The 21,910-nt window shown below is 59.6% G+C and carries 21 protein-coding genes; 17 read left to right on the plus strand and 4 right to left on the minus strand.

Going from position 1 to position 21,910, the window contains the following annotated elements; translation table 11 throughout:
* Nucleotides 1-36: 36 nt before the first annotated feature.
* Nucleotides 37-1,602, plus strand: coding sequence for a methyl-accepting chemotaxis protein (locus tag ACN1C3_RS25445; RefSeq protein WP_419118505.1), 1,566 nt, complete (start codon nucleotides 37-39; stop codon nucleotides 1,600-1,602).
* 97 nt (nucleotides 1,603-1,699) lie between these two features.
* Here the strand turns inward: ACN1C3_RS25445 and ACN1C3_RS25450 are convergent, their stop codons facing one another.
* Nucleotides 1,700-2,389 carry an alpha/beta family hydrolase gene (locus ACN1C3_RS25450; protein WP_419118506.1) on the minus strand — a complete coding sequence of 230 codons (690 nt, stop codon included), beginning with the start codon at nucleotides 2,387-2,389 and terminating at the stop codon, nucleotides 1,700-1,702.
* 100 nt (nucleotides 2,390-2,489) lie between these two features.
* Between ACN1C3_RS25450 and ccoN (ACN1C3_RS25455) the strand changes: the two genes are divergently transcribed.
* From ccoN (ACN1C3_RS25455) to ACN1C3_RS25530, 16 genes are all read left to right on the plus strand, one after another.
* Complete coding sequence (ccoN, locus tag ACN1C3_RS25455; protein ID WP_419118507.1) at nucleotides 2,490-3,914, plus strand: cytochrome-c oxidase, cbb3-type subunit I; 1,425 nt, start codon at nucleotides 2,490-2,492, stop codon at nucleotides 3,912-3,914.
* 10 nt (nucleotides 3,915-3,924) lie between these two features.
* Complete coding sequence (ccoO, locus tag ACN1C3_RS25460; RefSeq protein ID WP_419118508.1) at nucleotides 3,925-4,533, plus strand: cytochrome-c oxidase, cbb3-type subunit II; 609 nt, start codon at nucleotides 3,925-3,927, stop codon at nucleotides 4,531-4,533.
* A gap of 3 nt (nucleotides 4,534-4,536) precedes the next feature.
* Complete coding sequence (locus ACN1C3_RS25465) at nucleotides 4,537-4,737, plus strand: cbb3-type cytochrome oxidase subunit 3 (RefSeq protein WP_419118509.1); 201 nt, start codon at nucleotides 4,537-4,539, stop codon at nucleotides 4,735-4,737.
* Nucleotides 4,734-5,684: a cytochrome-c oxidase, cbb3-type subunit III gene (gene ccoP / locus ACN1C3_RS25470; protein WP_419118510.1), complete on the plus strand. Its 951-nt coding sequence runs from the start codon at nucleotides 4,734-4,736 to the stop codon at nucleotides 5,682-5,684. Before ACN1C3_RS25465 ends, ccoP (ACN1C3_RS25470) begins: the two co-directional genes overlap by 4 nt.
* Nucleotides 5,685-6,167: 483 nt before the next feature.
* Nucleotides 6,168-7,610 carry a cytochrome-c oxidase, cbb3-type subunit I gene (gene ccoN, locus ACN1C3_RS25475; RefSeq protein WP_419118511.1) on the plus strand — a complete coding sequence of 481 codons (1,443 nt, stop codon included), beginning with the start codon at nucleotides 6,168-6,170 and terminating at the stop codon, nucleotides 7,608-7,610.
* Nucleotides 7,610-8,218, plus strand: coding sequence for a cytochrome-c oxidase, cbb3-type subunit II (gene ccoO, locus ACN1C3_RS25480; protein WP_054593209.1), 609 nt, complete (start codon nucleotides 7,610-7,612; stop codon nucleotides 8,216-8,218). The genes ccoN (ACN1C3_RS25475) and ccoO (ACN1C3_RS25480) overlap by 1 nt, the downstream gene beginning before the upstream one ends.
* Nucleotides 8,219-8,223: 5 nt before the next feature.
* Complete coding sequence (locus tag ACN1C3_RS25485; protein ID WP_003175465.1) at nucleotides 8,224-8,409, plus strand: CcoQ/FixQ family Cbb3-type cytochrome c oxidase assembly chaperone; 186 nt, start codon at nucleotides 8,224-8,226, stop codon at nucleotides 8,407-8,409.
* Nucleotides 8,406-9,383 carry a cytochrome-c oxidase, cbb3-type subunit III gene (gene ccoP, locus ACN1C3_RS25490; RefSeq protein WP_419118512.1) on the plus strand — a complete coding sequence of 326 codons (978 nt, stop codon included), beginning with the start codon at nucleotides 8,406-8,408 and terminating at the stop codon, nucleotides 9,381-9,383. The genes ACN1C3_RS25485 and ccoP (ACN1C3_RS25490) overlap by 4 nt, the downstream gene beginning before the upstream one ends.
* 291 nt (nucleotides 9,384-9,674) lie before the next feature.
* Complete coding sequence (gene ccoG / locus ACN1C3_RS25495; RefSeq protein WP_419118513.1) at nucleotides 9,675-11,090, plus strand: cytochrome c oxidase accessory protein CcoG; 1,416 nt, start codon at nucleotides 9,675-9,677, stop codon at nucleotides 11,088-11,090.
* Nucleotides 11,091-11,101: 11 nt separating this feature from the next.
* The gene (locus tag ACN1C3_RS25500) at nucleotides 11,102-11,635 is read left to right on the plus strand and encodes a FixH family protein (RefSeq protein WP_419118514.1); all 534 of its coding nucleotides are present in this window, start codon (nucleotides 11,102-11,104) and stop codon (nucleotides 11,633-11,635) included.
* A 147-nt stretch (nucleotides 11,636-11,782) separates the two neighbouring features.
* The gene (locus ACN1C3_RS25505) at nucleotides 11,783-14,233 is read left to right on the plus strand and encodes a heavy metal translocating P-type ATPase (protein WP_419118515.1); all 2,451 of its coding nucleotides are present in this window, start codon (nucleotides 11,783-11,785) and stop codon (nucleotides 14,231-14,233) included.
* Between the two features lie 24 nt (nucleotides 14,234-14,257).
* Entirely contained in the window at nucleotides 14,258-14,491 is a 234-nt protein-coding gene (gene ccoS, locus ACN1C3_RS25510) for a cbb3-type cytochrome oxidase assembly protein CcoS (RefSeq protein ID WP_419118516.1), read from the plus strand.
* Entirely contained in the window at nucleotides 14,484-15,167 is a 684-nt protein-coding gene (locus tag ACN1C3_RS25515; protein WP_419118517.1) for a sulfite exporter TauE/SafE family protein, read from the plus strand. Before ccoS ends, ACN1C3_RS25515 begins: the two co-directional genes overlap by 8 nt.
* A gap of 132 nt (nucleotides 15,168-15,299) precedes the next feature.
* Nucleotides 15,300-16,682, plus strand: coding sequence for an oxygen-independent coproporphyrinogen III oxidase (hemN, locus tag ACN1C3_RS25520; RefSeq protein ID WP_419118518.1), 1,383 nt, complete (start codon nucleotides 15,300-15,302; stop codon nucleotides 16,680-16,682).
* Nucleotides 16,683-16,821: 139 nt separating this feature from the next.
* On the plus strand, nucleotides 16,822-17,556 hold the full coding sequence (gene fnrA, locus ACN1C3_RS25525) for a Crp/Fnr family transcriptional regulator FnrA (protein WP_419118519.1): 735 nt from the start codon (nucleotides 16,822-16,824) through the stop codon (nucleotides 17,554-17,556).
* An 86-nt stretch (nucleotides 17,557-17,642) separates the two neighbouring features.
* The gene (locus ACN1C3_RS25530) at nucleotides 17,643-18,191 is read left to right on the plus strand and encodes an adenine phosphoribosyltransferase (protein ID WP_419118520.1); all 549 of its coding nucleotides are present in this window, start codon (nucleotides 17,643-17,645) and stop codon (nucleotides 18,189-18,191) included.
* 103 nt (nucleotides 18,192-18,294) lie between these two features.
* On the opposite strand, the gene recR is transcribed toward ACN1C3_RS25530, so the two are convergent.
* The 3 genes from recR to ACN1C3_RS25545 form a co-directional block, all read right to left on the minus strand.
* On the minus strand, nucleotides 18,295-18,897 hold the full coding sequence (gene recR / locus ACN1C3_RS25535; RefSeq protein ID WP_419118521.1) for a recombination mediator RecR: 603 nt from the start codon (nucleotides 18,895-18,897) through the stop codon (nucleotides 18,295-18,297).
* A gap of 90 nt (nucleotides 18,898-18,987) precedes the next feature.
* Nucleotides 18,988-20,445, minus strand: coding sequence for a sigma-54-dependent transcriptional regulator (locus ACN1C3_RS25540; protein WP_419118522.1), 1,458 nt, complete (start codon nucleotides 20,443-20,445; stop codon nucleotides 18,988-18,990).
* Entirely contained in the window at nucleotides 20,420-21,871 is a 1,452-nt protein-coding gene (locus ACN1C3_RS25545; RefSeq protein ID WP_419118523.1) for a sensor histidine kinase, read from the minus strand. The genes ACN1C3_RS25540 and ACN1C3_RS25545 overlap by 26 nt, the downstream gene beginning before the upstream one ends.
* Between the last annotated feature and the right edge of the window lie 39 nt (nucleotides 21,872-21,910).

Genomic DNA, 21,910 nt, shown 5'->3' on the forward strand with positions numbered 1-21,910 from the left:
CGACAACCTGACAAAGCCTTGCGGATTGAACAAGCCATGCGTAATAACCAGCCCATCACACAACGCGAACGGACCTTCCCCGCTCAGCAACGGTTGATATCCACCACCGACGCCAAAGGCGTGATCACCTACTGCAACGATGCGTTCGTTGAAGTCAGTGGTTATTCCCGTGAGGAACTGATCCGTGCACCGCACAACCTGGTACGTCACCCGGACGTCCCGGCGGCGGTGTTCGCGCACATGTGGGGCACCCTGAAGCAAGGCTTGCCATGGATGGGCATTGTCAAGAATCGCTGTAAAACCGGTGACCATTACTGGGTCAACGCCTATGTCACACCGGTTTTCGAAGGCAATCAGGTGGTCGGTTACGAGTCGGTGCGGGTCAAACCCACCGCCGAACAGGTCCGCCGCGCCGAAGCGCTTTACCAACGCATCAATCAGGGCAAGTCAGCAATCCCTAAACGGGACACATGGCTGCCGGTGCTGCAAGACTGGCTGCCGTTCATTCTGGTCAGCCAGTTGAGCTTCCTGATTGGCATCTGGCTCAACTCCCATTGGGGCTTCGCCTTGGCCGCCGGGCTCTCGGTGCCGCTGGGCCTGCTCGGCTTAAGCTGGCAACAACGCGGTCTCAAGCGCTTGCTGCACCTGGCCGAGCAGACCACCTCGGACCCGCTGATCGCGCAGATGTACACCGACAGCCGCGGCGCCCAGGCGCGCCTGGAGATGTCCATTCTCAGCCAGGAGGCACGGCTGAAAACCTGCTTGACGCGTCTGCAGGACACCGCCGAGCACCTGAACGACCAAGCCCGTCAATCCGATACCCTGGCCCACAAGAGCTCCACCGGGCTTGAGCGTCAACGGGTCGAGACCGAGCAAGTGGCGACCGCTGTCAATCAAATGGCTGCCACCACCCAGGAAGTCGCCAGCCACGTGCAGCGCACCGCCGACGCCACTCAGGAAGCCAATCGCCTGACCAGTCGCGGCCGCGACATCGCTGGCGAAACCCGTGAAGCCATCCAGCGTCTGTCGGTGGTGGTCGGTGAGACCGGCGCCACCGTGACCCAACTGGCCAAGGACAGCGACGAAATCGGCGGCGTGGTCGATGTGATCAAAGGCATCGCCGACCAGACCAACCTGCTGGCCTTGAACGCCGCCATCGAAGCGGCTCGTGCCGGGGAAATGGGGCGCGGTTTTGCGGTGGTTGCCGATGAAGTACGGCAACTGGCGCAACGCACCAGTGAGTCCACCGGGCAGATCCACAGCCTGATCGCCAAGCTGCAACAGACCGCCAGCACCGCCGTACAAACCATGGACGCCGGCCATCGCCAGGCCGAAGAAGGTGTCGCGCGGGTACTTGAGGCCGACAAGGCGCTGGTGGGCATCAGCGAAGCAGTGGCCCACATTACCGACATGACCACCCAGATCGCCGCCGCCACCGAAGAACAAAGTGCTGTGGCCGAAGAGATCAGCCGCAATATCAGCACCATTGCACAGCTTGCCGATCAGACATCGGAACAGGCACAGCACTCGGCACTGCTGAGTGAAGAGCTGACCAAAACTGCGAACACCCAGTATTCGTTGGTGGAGCGGTTTAATCGCTGATAGTTGCTGGAAAGACAAAAACCCGGGAGGTGAAACTGCCGGGTTTTTTATTGCCAAGGAAAAAGTGATGTTGTCCGGTAGACCGGCGCCGCAAATATCACAGAAGAAACTCAGCCACCTTCTGCGCCGCAGCCTCCAAATGCTGCTCATGCGTAAACCCCGAAGCCTTCAACGGCTTCAGATCATGATCCCCCGCTACCAGCCAGAACACCTCGATACTCGGCGCCAATGGGTAAGCCTCGACCGTCTCACGATTGCCCAATGCATCCCGCTCGCCCTGCACTATTAAAGTCGGAGTTTTGAGCCCGGCCAAATGCGCCACACGCGGTTTCTCCGGTTTGCCCACCGCATAAAACGGATACCCCAGACACACCAGCACATCCGCCCCCAATTCATCCGCCAGCAAACTGGCCATGCGCCCGCCCATGGACTTGCCGCCAATGGCCAGACGCCCAGCGACATGGCGTCGCACCAGGGCATACACCTCACGCCAGCATTCCAGCAGTTTCGGTGCCGGATTGGGCGGACACTTTCCGCCGTCCAGGCGTCGTTGGGCCATGTAGGGAAACTCAAAGCGCAACACGTTGACCCCATGCCCGGCAAGGCGCTCAGCCATGTCGTTCATCCAGCCGCTGTCCATCGGCGCGCCGGCACCATGGGCCAGAATCAGCGTCACTGGCTCTGCCATCGCAGTCGGTTGTTGTGCGGCATTCCACAGCCAGCCGTGATCCTGCAGGCAGTGCACCCATTGATCCCCGTCAATACTGGCCTTGTGCTCTTTGTCCATGCTTGCCTCGCTTTTAGTCTGCCTATAACTCCAGAAGAAGTGAGCGCGCCGATGCCGTGCGCAGTCGCTTTCACTTCAGCTGAACCGTGGATGGGGAACCATGAACACTTCTATCAGTACCGCCTATAACTACAAGGTGGTCCGCCAATTCGCCATTATGACGGTGGTGTGGGGCATCGTCGGCATGGGGCTCGGGGTTTTTCTCGCTGCCCAATTGGTCTGGCCCGAACTCAACTTCAACCTGCCGTGGACCAGCTTCGGTCGCCTGCGCCCGCTGCACACCAATGCGGTGATCTTCGCTTTCGGCGGTTGCGCGCTGTTTGCCAGTTCCTTTTATTCGGTACAACGCACCTGCCAAACCCAGTTGTTTGCGCCGAAAATCGCTGCGTTCTGCTTCTGGGGCTGGCAACTGGTGATCCTGCTGGCGGCCATCAGCCTGCCATTGGGCTACACCAGCTCCAAGGAATACGCCGAGCTGGAATGGCCGATCGACATCCTGATCACCATCGTCTGGGTTGCTTACGCCATCGTGTTCTTCGGCACACTGGCCAAGCGCAAGACCAAGCACATCTACGTCGGTAACTGGTTCTTCGGTGCGTTCATCATCACCGTGGCGATTCTGCATATCGTCAACAACCTGGAAATTCCGGTCAGCCTGACCAAGTCCTACTCGCTGTACGGCGGGGCGACCGACGCCATGGTTCAGTGGTGGTACGGCCACAACGCCGTGGGCTTCTTCCTCACCGCAGGCTTCCTCGGGATGATGTATTACTTCGTGCCGAAACAGGCCGAGCGTCCGGTGTACTCGTATCGTTTGTCGATCGTGCACTTCTGGGCACTGATCACCCTGTACATCTGGGCAGGTCCCCATCACCTGCACTACACCGCGCTGCCGGATTGGGCACAGTCGCTGGGCATGGTGATGTCGCTGATTCTGCTGGCACCGAGCTGGGGCGGGATGATCAACGGCATGATGACCTTGTCGGGCGCCTGGCATAAGTTGCGCAGCGACCCGATCCTGCGCTTTCTGGTGGTCTCCCTGGCGTTCTACGGCATGTCGACTTTCGAAGGTCCGATGATGGCGATCAAGACCGTCAACGCCCTCTCCCACTACACCGACTGGACCATCGGCCACGTTCACGCCGGCGCTCTGGGTTGGGTTGCGATGATCTCGATCGGCGCGCTGTATCACATGATTCCGAAAATCTTCGGCCGCCCGGCCATGCACAGCATCGGCCTGATCAACGCGCATTTCTGGCTCGCCACCATCGGCACCGTGCTCTACATCGCCTCGATGTGGGTCAACGGCATCGCCCAGGGCCTGATGTGGCGCGCAGTCAATGAAGACGGCACGCTGACCTACTCCTTCGTCGAAACCCTGGTGGCCAGCCACCCAGGCTTCGTCGTGCGGCTGGTGGGCGGCGCGATCTTCTTCAGCGGCATGTTGCTAATGGCTTACAACACCTGGCGCACCGTGCGTGCTTCTGTGCCAGCCGAAGTCGCCACCGCGGCGCAGATGGCCTGAGGAGTCCGACATGAAACACGAAACAATCGAGAAAAACGTCGGCCTGTTGCTGCTGTTGATGGTGTTGGCCGTCAGCATCGGCGGTCTGACCCAGATCGTCCCGCTGTTCTTTCAGGACGTGACCAACAAACCGGTCGAGGGCATGAAGCCCTACACCGCGCTGCAACTGGAAGGTCGCGACATCTATATCCGCGAAGGCTGCGTCGGCTGCCACTCGCAGATGATCCGCCCGTTCCGCGCCGAGACCGAGCGCTACGGCCACTACTCGGTGGCCGGGGAAAGCGTTTGGGATCACCCGTTCCTCTGGGGCTCCAAGCGCACCGGTCCGGACCTGGCCCGGGTCGGCGGTCGTTACTCCGAAGACTGGCACCGCGCGCACTTGTACAACCCGCGCAACGTCGTGCCGGAGTCGAAGATGCCCGGTTATCCATGGCTGGTGGCCAATCAGCTCGACAGCAGCCACACCGAAACCAAGCTGCGTGCCATGCGTACCCTCGGCGTCCCGTACACCGACGCCGACATTGCCGGCGCCACCGACACGCTCAAGGGCAAGACCGAAATGGACGCACTGGTCGCTTACCTGCAAGTGCTTGGCACTGCGATCAAGAGCAAGAGGTGAGCCATGGGTTTTGAACTCGATAGTGGAATGATCCGCGGTCTCGGCACACTGGTGGTGATGATCGCCTTCATCGGCCTGTCGCTCTGGGTGTTCAACGCCAAGCGCAATCCGGAATTTGCCGAAGCACGCCTGTTGCCCTTTGCCGATGAACCGCTGCCCGACACTAAAAACGCCGCAACTGCGACAAGGAGCATTCGGCCATGACCACCTTCTGGAGTACGTACATCTGCGTACTGACTATTGGCAGCCTGATCGGCCTGACCTGGCTGTTGATCGGTACGCGCAAGGGCGAAACCAAAGGCAGCGTCGACCAGACCATGGGCCACAGCTTCGACGGCATCGAGGAGTACGACAATCCGTTGCCGCAATGGTGGTTCATGCTGTTCGCCGGCACCTTGGTCTTTGCCGTCGGTTACTTGATCCTCTACCCCGGCCTGGGCAACTGGAAAGGCATCTTGCCGGGCTATGAAAACGGCTGGACGGGTGTGCATGAGTGGGAAAAGGAAATGGACAAGGCGAATGCCAAATTCGGCCCAATCTTCGCCAAGTTCGCCGCCATGCCTCTGGAAGACGTCGCCAAAGACCCGCAAGCGCTGAAAATGGGCGGTCGCCTGTTTGCCTCCAATTGTGCGGTTTGCCACGGCTCGGATGCCAAGGGTGCGTTCGGCTTCCCCAACCTCGCCGACAGCAACTGGCGCTGGGGCGGCAACGCCGACACGATCAAAACCACCATCATGGGCGGCCGTATGGCGGCCATGCCGGCCTGGGGCGAGATCCTCGGCGAGAACGGTGTGAAGAATGTCGCTGCTTATGTACGTCATGGACTGGCCGGTCTGCCGCTGCCTGCCGAGAGTACTGCCGACCTGCAAGCCGGACAGCAAGTGTTCAACACCACCTGCGTAGCGTGCCATGGACCGGCCGGACACGGCACCGAAGCCATGGGCGCACCGAACCTGACGCAACCGTCCGGCTTTATCTACGGCACTAGCCTTGCGCAGTTGCAACAGACCATTCGCCATGGTCGCCAAGGCCATATGCCGGCGCAGACCGAATTGCTCGGCAATGACAAAGTGCAGTTGCTGGCCGCCTATGTCTTCAGTCTGTCCCACAGCACTGATGAAAAGGAGCTCGTGCAAAGCAAAAGCGAATAACCAGTAACTGCTTCACTGTCGCATCCGCTCAGGATGCGGCAGTTCCCTGCCTCTACGCGACCAAGTGTCGCACCCTCCAATGGTCCGCCTTTCCACTCTCAGGATTCGGGTCTAAGCTTGCCCGTTAGTGGACTGGCACCTGTCGGTCATAGGCCATCTGTAACTGATGCGTTCGACGATTCTGCTCGATGACAGGCCGCAAAGGCTGGTTTATACCGGCTGTCGTGCAAGTTACCGCCTGTCAGCTGATCTCCTCGTTTCAACACACCCAGTTACATCTGACCTGTACCCCTCGCCTTTTTCATCCACTGCGACATTTTGTCCGGGGGCATTTTTGTCCTTACGCGGCGCATGGAAAGGCCGCAGAATCAGCGTCGGGAAGCATTGACCCAGGTCATGGCGCGTTGCAATGACACCCTGCTTTCTCCATACTTGCGACCGATTTTTACTCCTAATAAAACACCCAAACCGTGGAACCTTAGAATGAGCACAGCAATCAGTCCGACTGCTTATAACTATAAGGTAGTCCGCCAGTTCGCCATCATGACGGTGGTCTGGGGGATCCTTGGCATGGGGCTCGGTGTCTTCATCGCCTCACAGCTCGTATGGCCAGAACTTAACTTTGGCCTGCCGTGGACGACTTTTGGACGCTTACGCCCGCTGCACACCAACCTGGTGATTTTCGCCTTCGGTGGTTGTGCACTGTTTGCCACTTCTTATTATGTCGTGCAGCGAACCTGCCAAACGCGACTGATTTCCGACAGCATGGCCGCCTTCCACTTCTGGGGATGGCAGGCTGTAATCGTCGGCGCGATCGTTACCTTGCCGCTGGGTTACACCACCACCAAGGAATACGCGGAACTGGAATGGCCACTGGCTATTCTGCTGGCTATCGTCTGGGTCACCTACGGTGCGGTGTTCTTCGGAACCATCGTCAAGCGCAAGACCAAGCACATCTATGTCGGTAACTGGTTCTACGGTGCCTTCATCGTTGTGACGGCCATGCTGCACATCGTCAACCACGCTTCCCTGCCGGTCAGTTTCTTCAAGTCCTACTCGGCCTACGCCGGTGCGACTGACGCCATGATCCAGTGGTGGTACGGCCACAACGCCGTGGGTTTCTTCCTGACCACGGGCTTCCTGGGGATGATGTACTACTTCGTTCCGAAGCAGGCCGAGCGTCCGATCTACTCCTATCGTCTGTCGATCGTGCACTTCTGGGCACTGATCACTTTGTACATCTGGGCCGGCCCGCACCACTTGCACTACACCGCTCTGCCGGACTGGGCTCAGTCTTTGGGCATGGCGATGTCGATCATCCTGCTGGCTCCAAGCTGGGGCGGCATGATCAACGGCATGATGACCCTGTCGGGCGCCTGGCATAAACTGCGCACCGACCCGATCCTGCGCTTTCTGGTCGTCTCCCTGGCGTTCTACGGCATGTCGACGTTTGAAGGCCCGATGATGGCCATCAAGACCGTCAACTCGCTGTCTCACTACACTGACTGGACCATCGGCCACGTACACGCCGGTGCTTTGGGCTGGGTTGCGATGATCTCGATCGGCGCCATCTACCACATGATCCCGAAACTCTTCGGTCGGCCGCAGATGCACAGCACCGGCCTGATCAACACTCACTTCTGGCTCGCGACCATCGGTACCGTGCTCTACATCGCGTCGATGTGGGTCAACGGCATCACCCAGGGTCTGATGTGGCGTGCAATCAACGATGACGGCACCCTCACCTACTCCTTCGTCGAAGCGCTGCAAGCCAGCCACCCTGGTTTCATTGTTCGTGCTTTGGGCGGTGCGTTCTTTGCCAGCGGCATGCTGTTCATGGCGTACAACGTGTTCCGTACCGTACGCGCCTCGAACCCGGCTGAAGCTGAAGCCGCCGCTCAGATTGCTGTAGTTGGAGCTCACTGATGAAGCATGAAGCAGTCGAGAAGAATATTGGCCTGCTGGCCTTCTTCATGGTCATCGCCGTCAGTATCGGCGGCCTGACCCAGATCGTTCCGCTGTTTTTCCAGGACGTCACGAACAAGCCAGTCGAAGGCATGAAGCCGCGCCCGGCGCTGGAACTTGAAGGCCGTGACATTTTCATCGCCAACGGTTGTGTCGGCTGCCACTCGCAGATGATCCGTCCGTTCCGCGCTGAAACCGAACGCTACGGCCACTACTCGGTTGCCGGTGAAAGCGTCTGGGACCACCCCTTCCTGTGGGGTTCCAAGCGTACCGGTCCGGACCTGGCTCGAGTCGGCGGTCGTTACTCCGATGACTGGCAGCGTGCGCACTTGTACAACCCGCGCAACGTAGTGCCTGAGTCGAAAATGCCAGCTTACCCGTTCCTCGTGGAAAACAAGCTCGACGGCAAAGACACCGCGAAGAAAATGGAAGTCTTGCGCACGCTCGGCGTCCCTTACACCGACGAAGACATCGCCGGCGCCAAGGATGCTGTGAAGGGCAAAACTGAAATGGACGCGCTGGTGGCCTATCTGCAAGGCCTGGGCACCATCATCAAAAGCAAACGGTGATTTAGATGGATATCGGGATGATTCGTGGCCTGGGCACCGTTGTCGTGATGGTTGCCTTTATCGGTCTGGCACTTTGGGTGTTCAGCCCCAAGCGCAAATCCGAGTTTGAAGACGCGACCTTGCTGCCTTTCGCGGATGATCCCGAAGCCATCAAGCACGTCGAGCAAGCTTCTAGGAGTAACAAAGAATGACTACGTTCTGGAGTCTGTACGTCACAGTCCTCAGTCTGGGTACCATCTTCGCCTTGACCTGGCTGCTGCTGTCCACCCGTAAGGGCCAGCGCAGCGAAGCCACCGAAGAGACTGTTGGCCACTCCTTCGACGGGATCGAGGAGTACGACAACCCACTGCCGAAATGGTGGTTCATGCTGTTCGTCGGCACCATCATCTTCGCCCTGGGCTACCTGGTGCTGTATCCAGGCCTGGGCAACTGGAAAGGCCTGTTGCCAGGCTACGGCTACCTCGACAACGAGAAGCAGACGGCATTCGCCAACGGCCAGACCGGCTGGACTGGCGTACACGAGTGGGAAAAGGAAATGGCTAAATCGGACGCCAAGTTCGGTCCGATCTTCGCCAAGTTCGCTTCCATGCCGATCGAAGAAGTCGCCAAAGACCCGCAAGCCTTGAAGATGGGTGGCCGCCTGTTCGCCTCCAACTGCTCGGTCTGCCACGGTTCCGACGCCAAAGGTGCTTATGGCTTCCCTAACCTGACCGACGCCGACTGGCGCTGGGGCGGCGAGCCACAAACCATCAAGACCACCATCATGGGTGGCCGCCACGCGGTCATGCCAGCATGGGGCGAAGTGATTGGCGAGCAAGGCGTCAGCGACGTTGCTGCTTTCGTCCTGACCAATCTTGATGGCCGCAAACTGCCAGAAGGTGCGAAAGCTGATCCGGTTGCCGGTCAGAAGCTCTTCGCGACCAACTGCGTGGCTTGCCACGGTCCGGAAGGCAAAGGTACCCCAGCGATGGGCGCACCTAACCTGACTCACCCGGCGGCGTTCATCTACGGTTCGAGCTTCGCCCAACTGCAGCAGACCATCCGCCACGGCCGTCAGGGCCAGATGCCTGCTCAGGAACAACTGCAAGGGAACGACAAGGTTCACCTGCTGGCCGCTTACGTTTACAGCCTGTCCCACGGTAACAAGGCTGCTGACGCCGAGTAAGGCAAACGCTTGATCGCAACACCAAACGGCCCCGCCAATGAAAATTGGCGGGGCCGTTTTGTTTCTGGCTGCCCCACTCACCCGCCAAAACCGTCCATAATTCACAAGTCAATTGATTCAAATCACGACTTGTTACATTTGCTACACCATCTCTGGATTTCTCCCAACGCGACCAAAGGTCGCACCCTTGATCTAGAGCTACAGGCGTATCATTGCGCCACTGCAACACCCTTTTGACCGCGGTCGGCATGTACTGACCGAGGCATTTTTCCACTGCCGTGGGATGCAATAATGAGCAACCAGATTCCGGTACACGACGTTACCCCGCCTGCCAAAAATACGAATAACAGCGTCGATCTCTACGCCTCTCGGGAAAAAATCTACACGCGCGCCTTTACCGGTCTGTTCCGCAACCTGCGGATGATGGGCGGAGCCGGGCTGTTTCTGTTGTATTTCGGTACGGTCTGGCTGAACTGGGGCGGCCATCAGGCCGTCTGGTGGAACCTGCCGGAGCGCAAATTCTTCATCTTCGGCGCAACCTTCTGGCCTCAGGACTTCATCCTGCTCTCGGGCATATTGATCATCAGCGCGTTCGGTCTGTTCTTCATTACTGTCTACGCCGGGCGCGTCTGGTGCGGCTATACCTGCCCGCAGAGCGTCTGGACGTGGATTTTCATGTGGTGCGAAAAAGTCACCGAAGGCGACCGTAACCAGCGCATCAAGCTCGACAAAGCGCCGATGAGTGCCAACAAATTCCTGCGCAAGTTCAGCAAACACAGCCTCTGGCTGCTGATCGGCTTCGTCACGGGCATGACCTTTGTCGGTTACTTCTCGCCGATTCGTGAGCTGACCATCGACTTCTTCACCGGCCAGGCCGATGGCTGGTCGTATTTCTGGGTCGGCTTCTTCACCCTCGCCACTTACGGCAACGCCGGCTGGTTGCGCGAGCAGGTGTGCATCTACATGTGCCCGTATGCGCGCTTCCAGAGTGTGATGTTCGACAAGGACACGCTGATCGTTTCCTACGATCCGCGTCGCGGCGAAAGTCGCGGCCCGCGCAAGAAAGACGCCGACTACAAGGCCATGGGTCTGGGCGACTGCATCGACTGCACCATGTGCGTTCAGGTCTGCCCGACCGGCATCGACATTCGCGACGGCCTGCAAGTTGAATGCATCGGTTGCGCCGCGTGTATCGACGCCTGCGACAGCATCATGGACAAGATGAATTACCCCCGCGGCCTGATCAGCTACACCACGGAGCACAACCTTTCCGGGCAAAAAACCAATAAACTGCGCCCGCGTCTGATCGGTTATGCGCTGGTACTGCTGACAATGATCGGCCTGCTGGTGACCGCGTTCTTCATGCGTTCGCTGGTCGGTTTCGACGTCAGTAAAGACCGCGTGCTGTATCGCGAGAACGCCGAAGGCCGGATCGAGAACGTCTACAGCCTGAAAATCATGAACAAAGACCAGCGCGACCACACCTATCTGCTGGAAGCCTCTGGCCTGCCGGACCTCAAGCTGCAAGGCAAGCGCGAGATCAAAGTCGGTGCTGGTGAGATTTTCAGCATGCCGGTCGAGTTGTCGAGCGCGCCGGAACAATTGCCGTCGAGCACTAACGAGGTGAAATTCACCCTCAAGGATGCCGATGACGCAAACGTCCAAATTGAAGCCAAGAGCCGATTCATCGGCCCACAAATTCGTTGAGAGAAGTCACCATGCCCGCAGCAACTGCCGCAAGCCCTTGGTACAAGCACCTTTGGCCGTGGATTATCATCGGAATTCTGGCCTGCTCGGTCACCCTGACCTTGTCCATGGTGACCATCGCGGTCAAAAACCCGGACAACCTGGTCAACGACAACTATTACGAAGCGGGTAAAGGCATCAACCGCTCGCTGGACCGTGAACTGTTGGCCCAGACCCTGCTGCTGCGCGCCAGTGTGCATCTGGATGAGGTGACCGGCGAAGTCGACCTGCGCCTGAGCGGCAACAGCCAGCCAAAAACCCTGGAGCTGAACCTGATCTCGCCAACCCAGCCGGAGAAGGATCGCAAGATCACCCTGGCTCGCAGCGAAACCGAACAAGGCCGCTATATCGGCCAGTTGACCGACAAGGTCGAAGGTCGTCGCTTCGTCGAACTGCTCGGTGTGCAGGACGACAAGACCTGGCGTATGTTCGAGGAAGAACAAGTCAGCCATGACAAAGACCTGCTGCTCGGTGATGAGCCGCTGCAGGGTGCGGAAGACCAGTAGAAATAAAGCCGCGCTTTGCGCATCGCGAGCAGGCTCGCTCCCACAGTGGATCTGCGGTGTACACATATGTTGTGCACGACATCGATCAAAATGTGGGAGCGAGCCTGCTCGCGATGAGGCCCTCCCGGACGATATAGACTCCACCTCATGACCAGTCCAACCCCCTGCTACCACTGCGCCCTGCCCGTCCCGGCCGGCAGCCGGTTCACCGCCGTCGTTCTCGGCGAAACCCGCGAGCTTTGCTGCCCGGGCTGTCAGGCCGTGGCCGAGGCAATTGTCGCCGGGGGTCTGGAAAGCTATTACAGCCATCGCAGTGAAGCCTCAGCCAACCCCGAGGCGCTGCCGGTGCAGCTGGTGGACGAACTGGCGCTGTACGATCGCGCTGATGTGCAGGAGCCCTTTGTCCGCCACGAAGGCGAGCTCGCCGAAACCACCCTGCTGATGGAAGGTATCAGCTGCGCCGCGTGCGGCTGGTTGATCGAGAAACACCTGCGCAGCCTGCCGGCGGTCGCCGAAGCACGGCTGAACCTGTCCAACCATCGTTTGCACGTGCGCTGGGCCGATAGCCAGTTGCCGTTGAGCCAGGTGCTTAGCGAACTGCGCCACATCGGTTATGCCGCGCATCCGTATCAAGCCGACCGCGCCGCCGAACAACTGGCCAGTGAAAACCGTCTGGCCCTGCGCCAATTGGGCGTCGCCGGCTTACTGTGGTTCCAGGCGATGATGGCGACCATGGCCACCTGGCCGGAATTCAATATCGACCTGAGCCCCGAACTGCACACCATCCTGCGTTGGGTCGCGCTGTTCCTCACCACTCCGATTGTCTTCTACAGCTGCGCGCCGTTCTTCAAAGGTGCCATGCGCGACCTGCGTACCCGCCACCTGACGATGGACGTTTCGGTGTCACTGGCGATTGGCAGCGCCTATATCGCCGGCATCTGGACCTCGATCACCGGGGTCGGCGAGCTGTATTTCGACGCGGTCGGGATGTTTGCACTGTTCCTGCTTGCCGGGCGTTATCTGGAGCGCCGCGCCCGGGAACGCACCGCCGCCGCCACCGCACAGCTGGTCAATTTATTGCCCGCTTCCTGCCTGCGCATGAGCGATGACGGCCAGAGCGAACGCATCCTGCTCAGTGAATTGCGCTTGGGCGACCGGGTGCTGGTGCATCCCGGTGCCATTTTGCCGGCCGACGGCAAGATCCTCGACGGCCAGTCGAGCATCGATGAGTCGCTGCTGACCGGCGAATACCTGCCACAACCTCGGACCCTGGGCGACGCGGTCACCGCCGGCACTCTGAACGTCGAAGGTGCGTTGACCGTCGAAGTGCTGGCGCTGGGTCAGAATACTCGGCTGTCAGCCATCGTCCGTCTGCTGGATCGCGCCCAGGCGGAAAAACCGCGACTGGCAGAAATCGCCGACCGCGCTGCGCAATGGTTCCTGTTGCTTTCGTTGATCGCCGCGGCAGCCATTGGTCTGCTGTGGTGGGAGCTGGATTCGTCCCGAGCGTTCTGGATCGTTCTGGCGATGCTGGTCGCGACCTGCCCATGCGCACTGTCCCTGGCCACCCCGACCGCCCTCACCGCCGCCACCGGCACGCTGCACAAACTCGGACTGCTGCTGACGCGCGGCCATGTGCTGGAAGGTTTGAATCAGATCGATACGGTGATTTTCGACAAGACCGGCACCCTCACCGAGGGCCGCCTGGCACTGCGTTCGATTCGGGTGCTGGGCGCGCTGGACAGCGATCAGTGCCTGGGCCTTGCCGCGGCGCTGGAAAACCGCTCCGAACATCCGATCGCCCGTGCCTTTGGCCGTGCACCGCTGGCCGCCGAAGAAGTCCTCAGCACCCCTGGGCTTGGCCTTGAAGGTCGGGTGGGTGAGCAGCGCCTGCGCATCGGCCAACCGGCGTTTGTGTGTGAACTCAGCGACTGCCCTGTACCGGCGATGCCCGATGAGCCGGGTCAATGGTTGTTGCTCGGTGACCACCACGGTGCGCTGGCCTGGTTTGTCCTCGACGACCGCTTGCGTGCCGACGCCCCTGCCCTGCTCGCCGCCTGCAAGGCGCGTGGCTGGCGCACGCTGCTGCTGTCCGGCGACAGCTCACCGATGGTCGCCAGCGTCGCCGCCGAACTGGGTATCGACGAGGCCCGTGGTGGTCTGCGTCCTGATGACAAACTGCAAGTGCTGCAACACTTGCATCAGCAGGGTCGCAAGGTGCTGATGCTCGGCGACGGGGTCAACGACGTGCCGGTACTGGCCGCTGCCGATATCAGCGTGGCGATGGGCTCGGCCACCGATCTGGCGAAAACCAGCGCCGACGCGGTGCTGCTGTCCAACCGCCTCGACGCACTGGTGCAAGCCTTCAGCCTGGCGCGACGCACGCGCCGGGTAATCATCGAGAACCTGCTGTGGGCCGGGCTGTACAATGGCCTCATGTTGCCATTCGCCGCCCTCGGCTGGATCACGCCGATCTGGGCGGCGATCGGCATGTCTCTCAGCTCGTTGACCGTGGTGCTGAATGCTTTGCGCCTGACTCGCATGCCGAGCACGCCTGCGGCCAGCGCCACGCCAGAAACCCGCCCGCTGCCGGCCTGAGCCGCGCGGGCATGGAGTCTACCCATGCCAGCTCTCTATGTGATGATCCCGGCGGCGCTGCTGATCGTGGCCATCGCCATTTACATCTTCTTCTGGGCAGTCGACAGCGGTCAGTACGACGACCTCGACGGCCCGGCCCACAGCATTCTGTTCGACGACCAGGACCCGAACCACCAGGCTGGCGTCGACGAGGCCAGCGGTCACCCGCCTGCTTCCACCCCGTCCCAATCGAAAGACAAGGCTCCTCCCCATGTTTGAGCTGGCCCCGCTGCTGGTTTCCGCAGTCATTCTCGGTGTACTCGGTGGCGGTCATTGCCTGGGCATGTGCGGCGGACTGATGGGCGCGCTGACCCTGGCGATTCCCAAGGAGCAACGCAGCCGACGCTTTCGCCTGCTGCTGGCTTACAACCTGGGACGGATTCTCAGCTACGCGGCGGCCGGCCTGCTGATCGGCCTTGCAGGCTGGGCGGTGGCCAACAGTCCGGCAGCGATGTTCATGCGCGTACTCGCCGGGTTGCTGCTGATTGCCATGGGCCTGTACCTGGCCGGTTGGTGGAGCGGCCTGACGCGTATCGAAAGCCTCGGACGCGGCCTTTGGAAGCATATCCAGCCGTTCGCCAACCGCTTGTTGCCGGTATCGAGTCTGCCCCGTGCCTTGCTGCTGGGTGCGCTCTGGGGCTGGCTGCCGTGCGGGTTGGTTTACAGCACGCTGCTCTGGTCCGCCAGCCAGGGCAATGCCCTCGACAGCGCGCTGCTGATGCTAGCCTTCGGCCTCGGCACCTGGCCGGTGCTGCTGGCCACCGGCCTTGCCGCCGAACGGGTCACCGCCCTGCTGCGCAAACGCAGCGTACGCATGACCGGCGGGTTATTGGTGATGCTGTTTGGCATCTGGACCCTGCCGGGGCCGCATCAGCATTGGTTGATGGGGCATTAAATCGGCGGCGCGCCTATCGCGAGCAAGCGACAACGATCTCCGACAGAATCGCCCTTGATGCAAATCAACATGCCCCTCTTGTGAACCCCCTAGACTCACGGACACTGCCAGCCTATCCGGGGGAATGCCCGCATGCTCGACGCCATTCGTTGGGACACAGATCTGATCCGCCGCTATGACCTGGCGGGACCGCGCTACACCTCGTATCCGACCGCGGTGCAATTCAACAGCCAGGTCGGCACCTTTGACCTGCTGCATGCGCTGCGCGACAGCCGCAAGGCGCTGCGACCGTTATCGCTGTATGTGCATATCCCGTTCTGCGCGAACATTTGCTACTACTGCGCCTGCAACAAGGTCATCACCAAGGACCGTGGTCGCGCCTTGCCCTATCTGCAGCGTCTGGAACAAGAGATCCAGCTGATCGCCTGCCACCTCGACCCGAACCAGAAGGTTGAACAATTGCACTTCGGCGGCGGCACCCCGACCTTTCTCAGTCATGACGAACTGCGCCAATTGATGGCCCAGCTGCGCAGGCATTTCAACTTCCTGGACAATGACTCCGGCGACTACGGCATCGAAATCGACCCTCGCGAAGCCGACTGGTCGACCATGGGCCTGCTCCGCGAACTGGGTTTCAACCGCGTCAGTATCGGTTTGCAGGACCTCGATCCGCAGGTGCAACGGGCGGTCAATCGCCCGCAGAGCCTGGAAGAAACCCGAGCAGTGATCGAAGCCGCCCGAACCTTGCAGTTTCGCTCAATCAACATCGACCTTATCTACGGTCTGCCCAAGCAGACGCCGGACAGCTTCGCCCGCACCGTAGACGAAGTCATCAACCTGCAACCGGACCGGCTCTCGGTGTTCAACTACGCGCATTTGCCTGAGCGCTTCATGCCGCAGCGGCGGATCAACAGCAACGATCTGCCGGCGCCTGCCGAGAAACTGGAAATGCTGCATCGCACGATCGAGCAACTGAGCGCGGCAGGTTATCGGTATATCGGCATGGATCACTTCGCCCTGCCCGACGACGAATTGGCCATTGCTCAGGAAGAGTCGACCTTGCAGCGCAATTTCCAGGGCTACACCACCCATGGTCATTGCGACCTGATCGGCCTCGGCGTGTCGGCTATCAGCCAGATCGGTGACCTGTACTGTCAGAACAGCAGTGATTTGAACCACTATCAGACCGCCTTGGGCGACACCCAATTGGCCACCAGTCGCGGCCTGCTGTGCAATCAGGACGATCGTCTGCGTCGGGAGGTGATTCAGCAGCTGATGTGCAACTTCAGCCTGGAGTTTGCGGTGATCGAACAAGCCTTCAATATCGATTTTCGCGGCTACTTCGCCGACGTGTGGCCACAGCTTCAGACCATGGCCGAGGATGGTCTGATCGAACTCGACAACCAGAGAATCAGCGTATTGCCGGCCGGACGGCTACTGGTGCGCTCAGTGTGCATGGTTTTCGATGCGTATCTGGAACAGCAGAATAGCCAACGTTTTTCGCGGGTTATCTAGCGCAACATTACCAATGTGGTTATGGGTCAATAATTCGATAGCGTTATGACGACACGCCATCACCGTGCGAGCTGGTCGGAACGTCCTCCCGTGAGTTACCCTTACATCTTATGTGTGTTTTCCCACAAGGATTTAAGAAATGTCCGAGCCAGTTAAGCTGCGCGCTCACAACCAGGCCCATTGCAAGGATTGCAGCCTGGCTCCCCTCTGCTTGCCACTTTCTCTGAATCTGGAAGACATGGATGCGCTGGACGAGATCGTCAAACGTGGTCGCCCGCTAAAAAAGGGTGAATTCCTGTTTCGTCAGGGCGATACGTTTGCGTCCGTCTATGCAGTACGCTCCGGCGCCTTGAAAACCTTCAGCCTGAGCGACGGCGGCGAGGAGCAGCTCACGGGCTTCCACCTGCCCAGCGAACTGGTCGGACTATCAGGTATGGACACCGAAGCCTACCCGGTCTCGGCGCAAGCGCTGGAAACGACCTCGGTCTGTGAAATCCCCTTCGATCGCCTCGACGAACTGTCCGTGCAACTGCCACAGCTGCGCCGCCAATTGATGCGGGTGATGAGTCGCGAGATTCGCGACGACCAGCAAATGATGCTGCTGCTCTCGAAGAAAACCGCCGACGAACGTATCGCAACCTTCCTGGTCAACCTGTCGGCGCGTTTCCGCGCGCGTGGGTTCTCGGCCAATCAGTTTCGTCTGAGCATGTCGCGCAACGAAATCGGCAACTATCTGGGCCTGGCGGTGGAAACCGTGTCCCGGGTGTTTACCCGCTTCCAGCAAAACGAGCTGATCGCCGCCGAAGGCAAGGAAGTGCAGATTCTCGATCCGATCCAGCTCTGCGCCCTGGCCGGCGGTTCGCTGGAAGGCTGACCAGCCACCTTGCGGTCGAGCGAACAGGCTCGGCCGGGTTTATACTGCCGAGCTGCCCTTCCCCAGCCCGCCAGGACACTTCGACGATGGTCTTCGACTCCTTCGACATCAAATCCTTGATCCGCCCGGTGATCGACTTCCCCAAGCCTGGGGTGATCTTTCGCGATATCACACCACTGTTCCAATCACCAAAGGCCTTGCGATTGGTGGCGGACAGTTTTGTCCATCGTTATGTCGAAGCCGACTTCACGCACATTGGCGCGATGGATGCTCGCGGTTTCCTGATCGGTTCGATCATTGCTTACCAGTTGAACAAACCGCTGATTCTGTTCCGCAAGCAGGGCAAATTGCCGGCCGACGTGCTCGCCGAGGGTTATCAGACTGAATACGGTGAAGCCTTCCTTGAAGTCCACGCTGACAGCCTGTGCGAAGGCGACTCGGTGCTGATATTCGATGACCTGATCGCCACGGGCGGCACCCTGATTGCCGCGGCCAATCTGGTACGGCGCATGGGCGCACGGGTTTTCGAAGCCGCGGCGATTATCGATCTGCCTGAATTGGGCGGCTCTCAGCGCCTGGAAGACATGGGCATACCGACCTTCTGCCTGACGCAGTTTGCGTTGACGGATAAGTAAGCTCGAAGATCAAAAAATCGCAGGCTTCGCCAGCTCCTACAGGGGATCGCGTACATCCGTAGGAGCCTGCGATTTTTTCGGCGGCCACACCGCGTCGGGAGGATTAAAGCGAGATTGGTTTACGCCCGGCAAACGAATGCGCCAGGGTGCCGCCATCCACCAGTTCCAGCTCGCCACCCAGTGGCACGCCATGGGCGATGCGCGAGGTGATCAGGCCTTTGTTGGCCAGTAACTGCGCGATGTAATGGGCCGTGGCTTCGCCTTCAACCGTCGGGTTGGTGGCCAGAATGATCTCGGTGAAGCTGCCTTGCTCTTCGATCCGCGCCAGCAATTGCGGAATGCCAATGGCCTCGGGCCCCAGCCCGTCGAGCGGTGACAAATGCCCCTTGAGCACAAAGTAGCGCCCGCGATAACCGGTTTGCTCCACCGCATACACGTCCATCGGTCCTTCGACCACGCACAAAATCGTATCGTCGCGGCGCGGATCGGCGCATTGCGGGCACAGATCGTCTTCGGTGAGCGTGCGGCACAAACGGCAATGACCGACCCCTTCCATGGCCTGGCTCAAGGCCTGCGCCAAACGCGAACCGCCGCTGCGGTCACGCTCGAGCAGTTGCAACGCCATGCGCTGGGCGGTTTTCTGACCGACGCCTGGCAAAGTGCGCAGTGCATCGATCAGTTGGCGAATCAGGGGGCTGAAGCTCATGGGCAAAGGTCCGACAAAACAACGAGACGCGGTTTATACCCGCGCCTCAGTTCACCGTCAAATGCCAGGGCGTCTGCTCAGCAGATGGCATCACCATTGACGCTTGTCCGGGCGGGCCAGACCCAGCTTTTCAATCCGGTAGCGCAGCATGTCACGGCTCAAGCCCAACAAGCGTGCCGACTTGGTGACATTCCAGTCAGTCTTGTCGAGCATTTTCCTGACCATGTCCCGTTCGACTTCCGGCAGATTCATGGAGATCATATCCTCGCTGTGGCTGTAAACCTCCGAGTGATACTGAGGCTGATACTGAGGTTGAGACGCAGGCTGTGTCGGCAGGTTCAGCGGCTCGTCGACCAGGCTCAGGCAGACGTTCAACTGGCTTGGCCCGACCATTTCATGGGCAGCCAGCAGCACCGTCTGTTCGAGCATGTTGCGCAGCTCACGAACATTGCCCGGCCAGCTGTAACCGCGCATCAGTGCCTCCGACTGGGGGCTGAAATACAGGTTGGGTTTGCCATAGCGCTTGCCATGATGGGCCAGGAAATGCCGGGCCAGGGTCAACACGTCTTCGCCGCGAGCACTCAGGCGCGGAACCTTGATGGAAATGATCCGCAAACGGAAAAACAAATCGCGGCGGAACTTGCCCTGCTGCACCATCTGTTCGAGGTTGCAATTGGTCGCGCTGATGATCCGCAGGTCGACCTTGCGCTCCTTGACCGCGCCGATCCGGCGAATGGTGCGATCTTCCAGCAGCTTGAGCAGCTTGGCCTGCAGAATCAGATCCATTTCACCGATTTCGTCGAGAAACAACGTACCGCCATCGGCAGCTTCGACGAGGCCGATCCGGCGATCCTTGGCGTCGGTGAATGCACCTTTTTCGTGGCCGAACAGTTCGGCCTCCAGAAGATTGGAGGGAATCGAGGCACAGTTGAACTCGATAAACGGACCTTTGCTGCGAGGCCCATCGAAGTGCAGCGCACGGGCCACCAGTTCTTTTCCGGTGCCGGTATCACCTTCCACCAACACCGGCGGCAGGTCGCCACTGGCCATGCGCCGCTCAGCGTCGAGCAACTGGCTAATGGTGTTTTTCATTGCCAGCATCGCCGGAGAATCGCCGATCAGCGCCTGCACACCCGACTTCTGCGCCTCGCGTTCCTGATAGAACGTCAGCGTACGCTCCAGACGGTCCGCGGCCAACGCCTTGTCCAGCAACAGCTTGAGTTCCGCCAGCGCCACTGGCTTGGTCAGGTAGTGAAAGGCGCCTTCTTTCATCGCCGTCACGGCATCTTCGACATTGCCGTAACCGGTCATCATGATCACTTTCAAGTCCGGCGCGCTGACCCTCAGACGCTGAATCAATTCGTGCCCACTCATACCCGGCAGCGAGTTATCGGTCAGCACCGCATCTGGCTGACAGGTCTGCAGGCATTCAAGCGCCTCTTCAGCCGAATGGCAGACGGTGACCTCGAAGTCCTTGCGCTCCAGAAACGTCTGAATATTTTCGGCGAGGAGCTGATCATCCTCAACCAATAGAATACTGTGTTCCACGGTCCCCTCCCGCCACTTTAAAAATCAGGCTTATTTGGGTTCCTTCCTGTTCCCGGCTGGTCAGACTGACCGAGCCATTGAATCGCTCCATGACACGTTTGACCAGCATCAGGCCAACCCCGAGGCCGCCCTGCTTGGTAGTGAAAAACGGTTTGAACGCCATGCGTTCCTGCTGCCGGGTCATGCCTTTGCCGGTATCGGTCAAGGTCATTTGCACGTGCCCATCGGCCAGCAGCTCGACCTCGATCGTCAGTACACCGCCGTCCGCCATGGCTTCCAGGGCATTGGCGAACAGACTATTGAGTATCTGGACCAGATGCATGTGCTGACTGATGATCGGGGGTAGCGTTGGTATCGACAGATGGACCCGGACATCGGCCCGTTTGATTTGCTGGTCGAAGGCCTGCGCGACCTCTTCGATGGCCAGGCCCAGGTCGACTGCCTCGCTATCGGAGTTTAATGGTTGCAGTGAGACCAACAACTCGCGAACCCAGCGAGACATGCGATCGACCTGGCTGATGATGTCGGAAATGTTCTTTTGCGCAGGCTCACTGGAGATTTCCTGGGCCAGTTCGGCGCTCGATCGAATAGTCGCCAGCGGATTGCGCAGGCTGTGGGCGACAGCCGAGGACATTTCACCCAGCGCGACAAAGGTTTCGCTGGTGATCAGTTGTTTCTGTTGCGCCTGCAGCATCCGCGCGGCCCGCCGCACGATCCAGAATAGTCCGAAATAGATCAGGCAGCCTCCGAGGATCGTCGCCACCCAGATCAGCTTGAAACCGCGCTGGATACGCAAAACCAGATCCTGAGGTTCCTTGTAGATCTCGACCGTGGCCAGGACCTTGTCACCGGTGGCGTCGAACATCGGAATATAGTGTTCGATAAACAGGTACTTGGGTTGGCGAAGGAACTTCTGCTCCTGACGATCCTCATCGGTCTTATGGTATTCGGATGAAACCTGCACTTTCGATTCGAACGACTCGTCCAGATCCTCGTCGCCCTCGATCCGTACGCCGATCAACGCCGGGTTGGTCGACCAGATGATCGTTCGATCCCGGGCATAGACAGTGGCCATCAGAATGTCCGGCAAGTGTTGGATATGGTCGAGGAACTCCCCCCGGGCCGCGATAATGCGATCGCGATCAAGTTCGGTCTGGGCGCTCAAATCGCGGATATCGAGCAAACTGCCGATGGTCTGGCTTGGCGGCATACCGACGTGTCGGACTTCCGCTGCGCCTATGGTATGGATGAACTGTGCCGTCAGCAGTCCGTCGCGTTGGACACTCTCACTGACCACCAGACGTGTGGAGGTATAACCGAGCCCCACGGCGACAGCGGCGATGATGAACAGGCTGGCCAGGGAGAACCAGTGCAGAAGGTTAAACTGTCCCTGGGCGAATATTTTTATGTGCTTCAGCATCTGCATAAAGTACGTCCTGGATGCTTGCCTAGAACCTTATAGTCG

It is taken from the genome of Pseudomonas sp. H11T01 (assembly GCF_048515765.1).
Taxonomy (GTDB): Bacteria; Pseudomonadota; Gammaproteobacteria; order Pseudomonadales; family Pseudomonadaceae; genus Aquipseudomonas.

Bases quoted from the DNA above. Each gene is read 5' to 3' on its own strand.
- fnrA (WP_419118519.1), top strand. From the start codon at position 16,822: ATGTCCGAGCCAGTTAAGCTGCGCGCTCACAACCAGGCCCATTGCAAG.
- ccoP (WP_419118512.1), top strand. From the start codon at position 8,406: ATGACTACGTTCTGGAGTCTGTACGTCACAGTCCTCAGTCTGGGTACC.
- ACN1C3_RS25465 (WP_419118509.1), top strand. From the start codon at position 4,537: ATGGGTTTTGAACTCGATAGTGGAATGATCCGCGGTCTCGGCACACTG.
- recR (WP_419118521.1), bottom strand. From the start codon at position 18,897: ATGAGCTTCAGCCCCCTGATTCGCCAACTGATCGATGCACTGCGCACT.
- ACN1C3_RS25515 (WP_419118517.1), top strand. From the start codon at position 14,484: ATGTTTGAGCTGGCCCCGCTGCTGGTTTCCGCAGTCATTCTCGGTGTA.
- ACN1C3_RS25530 (WP_419118520.1), top strand. From the start codon at position 17,643: ATGGTCTTCGACTCCTTCGACATCAAATCCTTGATCCGCCCGGTGATC.
- ACN1C3_RS25445 (WP_419118505.1), top strand. From the start codon at position 37: ATGCGTAATAACCAGCCCATCACACAACGCGAACGGACCTTCCCCGCT.
- ACN1C3_RS25450 (WP_419118506.1), bottom strand. From the start codon at position 2,389: ATGGACAAAGAGCACAAGGCCAGTATTGACGGGGATCAATGGGTGCAC.
- ccoN (WP_419118511.1), top strand. From the start codon at position 6,168: ATGAGCACAGCAATCAGTCCGACTGCTTATAACTATAAGGTAGTCCGC.
- ccoN (WP_419118507.1), top strand. From the start codon at position 2,490: ATGAACACTTCTATCAGTACCGCCTATAACTACAAGGTGGTCCGCCAA.
- ACN1C3_RS25485 (WP_003175465.1), top strand. From the start codon at position 8,224: ATGGATATCGGGATGATTCGTGGCCTGGGCACCGTTGTCGTGATGGTT.
- ccoG (WP_419118513.1), top strand. From the start codon at position 9,675: ATGAGCAACCAGATTCCGGTACACGACGTTACCCCGCCTGCCAAAAAT.
- ACN1C3_RS25500 (WP_419118514.1), top strand. From the start codon at position 11,102: ATGCCCGCAGCAACTGCCGCAAGCCCTTGGTACAAGCACCTTTGGCCG.
- ccoO (WP_054593209.1), top strand. From the start codon at position 7,610: ATGAAGCATGAAGCAGTCGAGAAGAATATTGGCCTGCTGGCCTTCTTC.
- ACN1C3_RS25545 (WP_419118523.1), bottom strand. From the start codon at position 21,871: ATGCAGATGCTGAAGCACATAAAAATATTCGCCCAGGGACAGTTTAAC.
- ccoS (WP_419118516.1), top strand. From the start codon at position 14,258: ATGCCAGCTCTCTATGTGATGATCCCGGCGGCGCTGCTGATCGTGGCC.
- ccoP (WP_419118510.1), top strand. From the start codon at position 4,734: ATGACCACCTTCTGGAGTACGTACATCTGCGTACTGACTATTGGCAGC.
- ccoO (WP_419118508.1), top strand. From the start codon at position 3,925: ATGAAACACGAAACAATCGAGAAAAACGTCGGCCTGTTGCTGCTGTTG.
- ACN1C3_RS25505 (WP_419118515.1), top strand. From the start codon at position 11,783: ATGACCAGTCCAACCCCCTGCTACCACTGCGCCCTGCCCGTCCCGGCC.
- hemN (WP_419118518.1), top strand. From the start codon at position 15,300: ATGCTCGACGCCATTCGTTGGGACACAGATCTGATCCGCCGCTATGAC.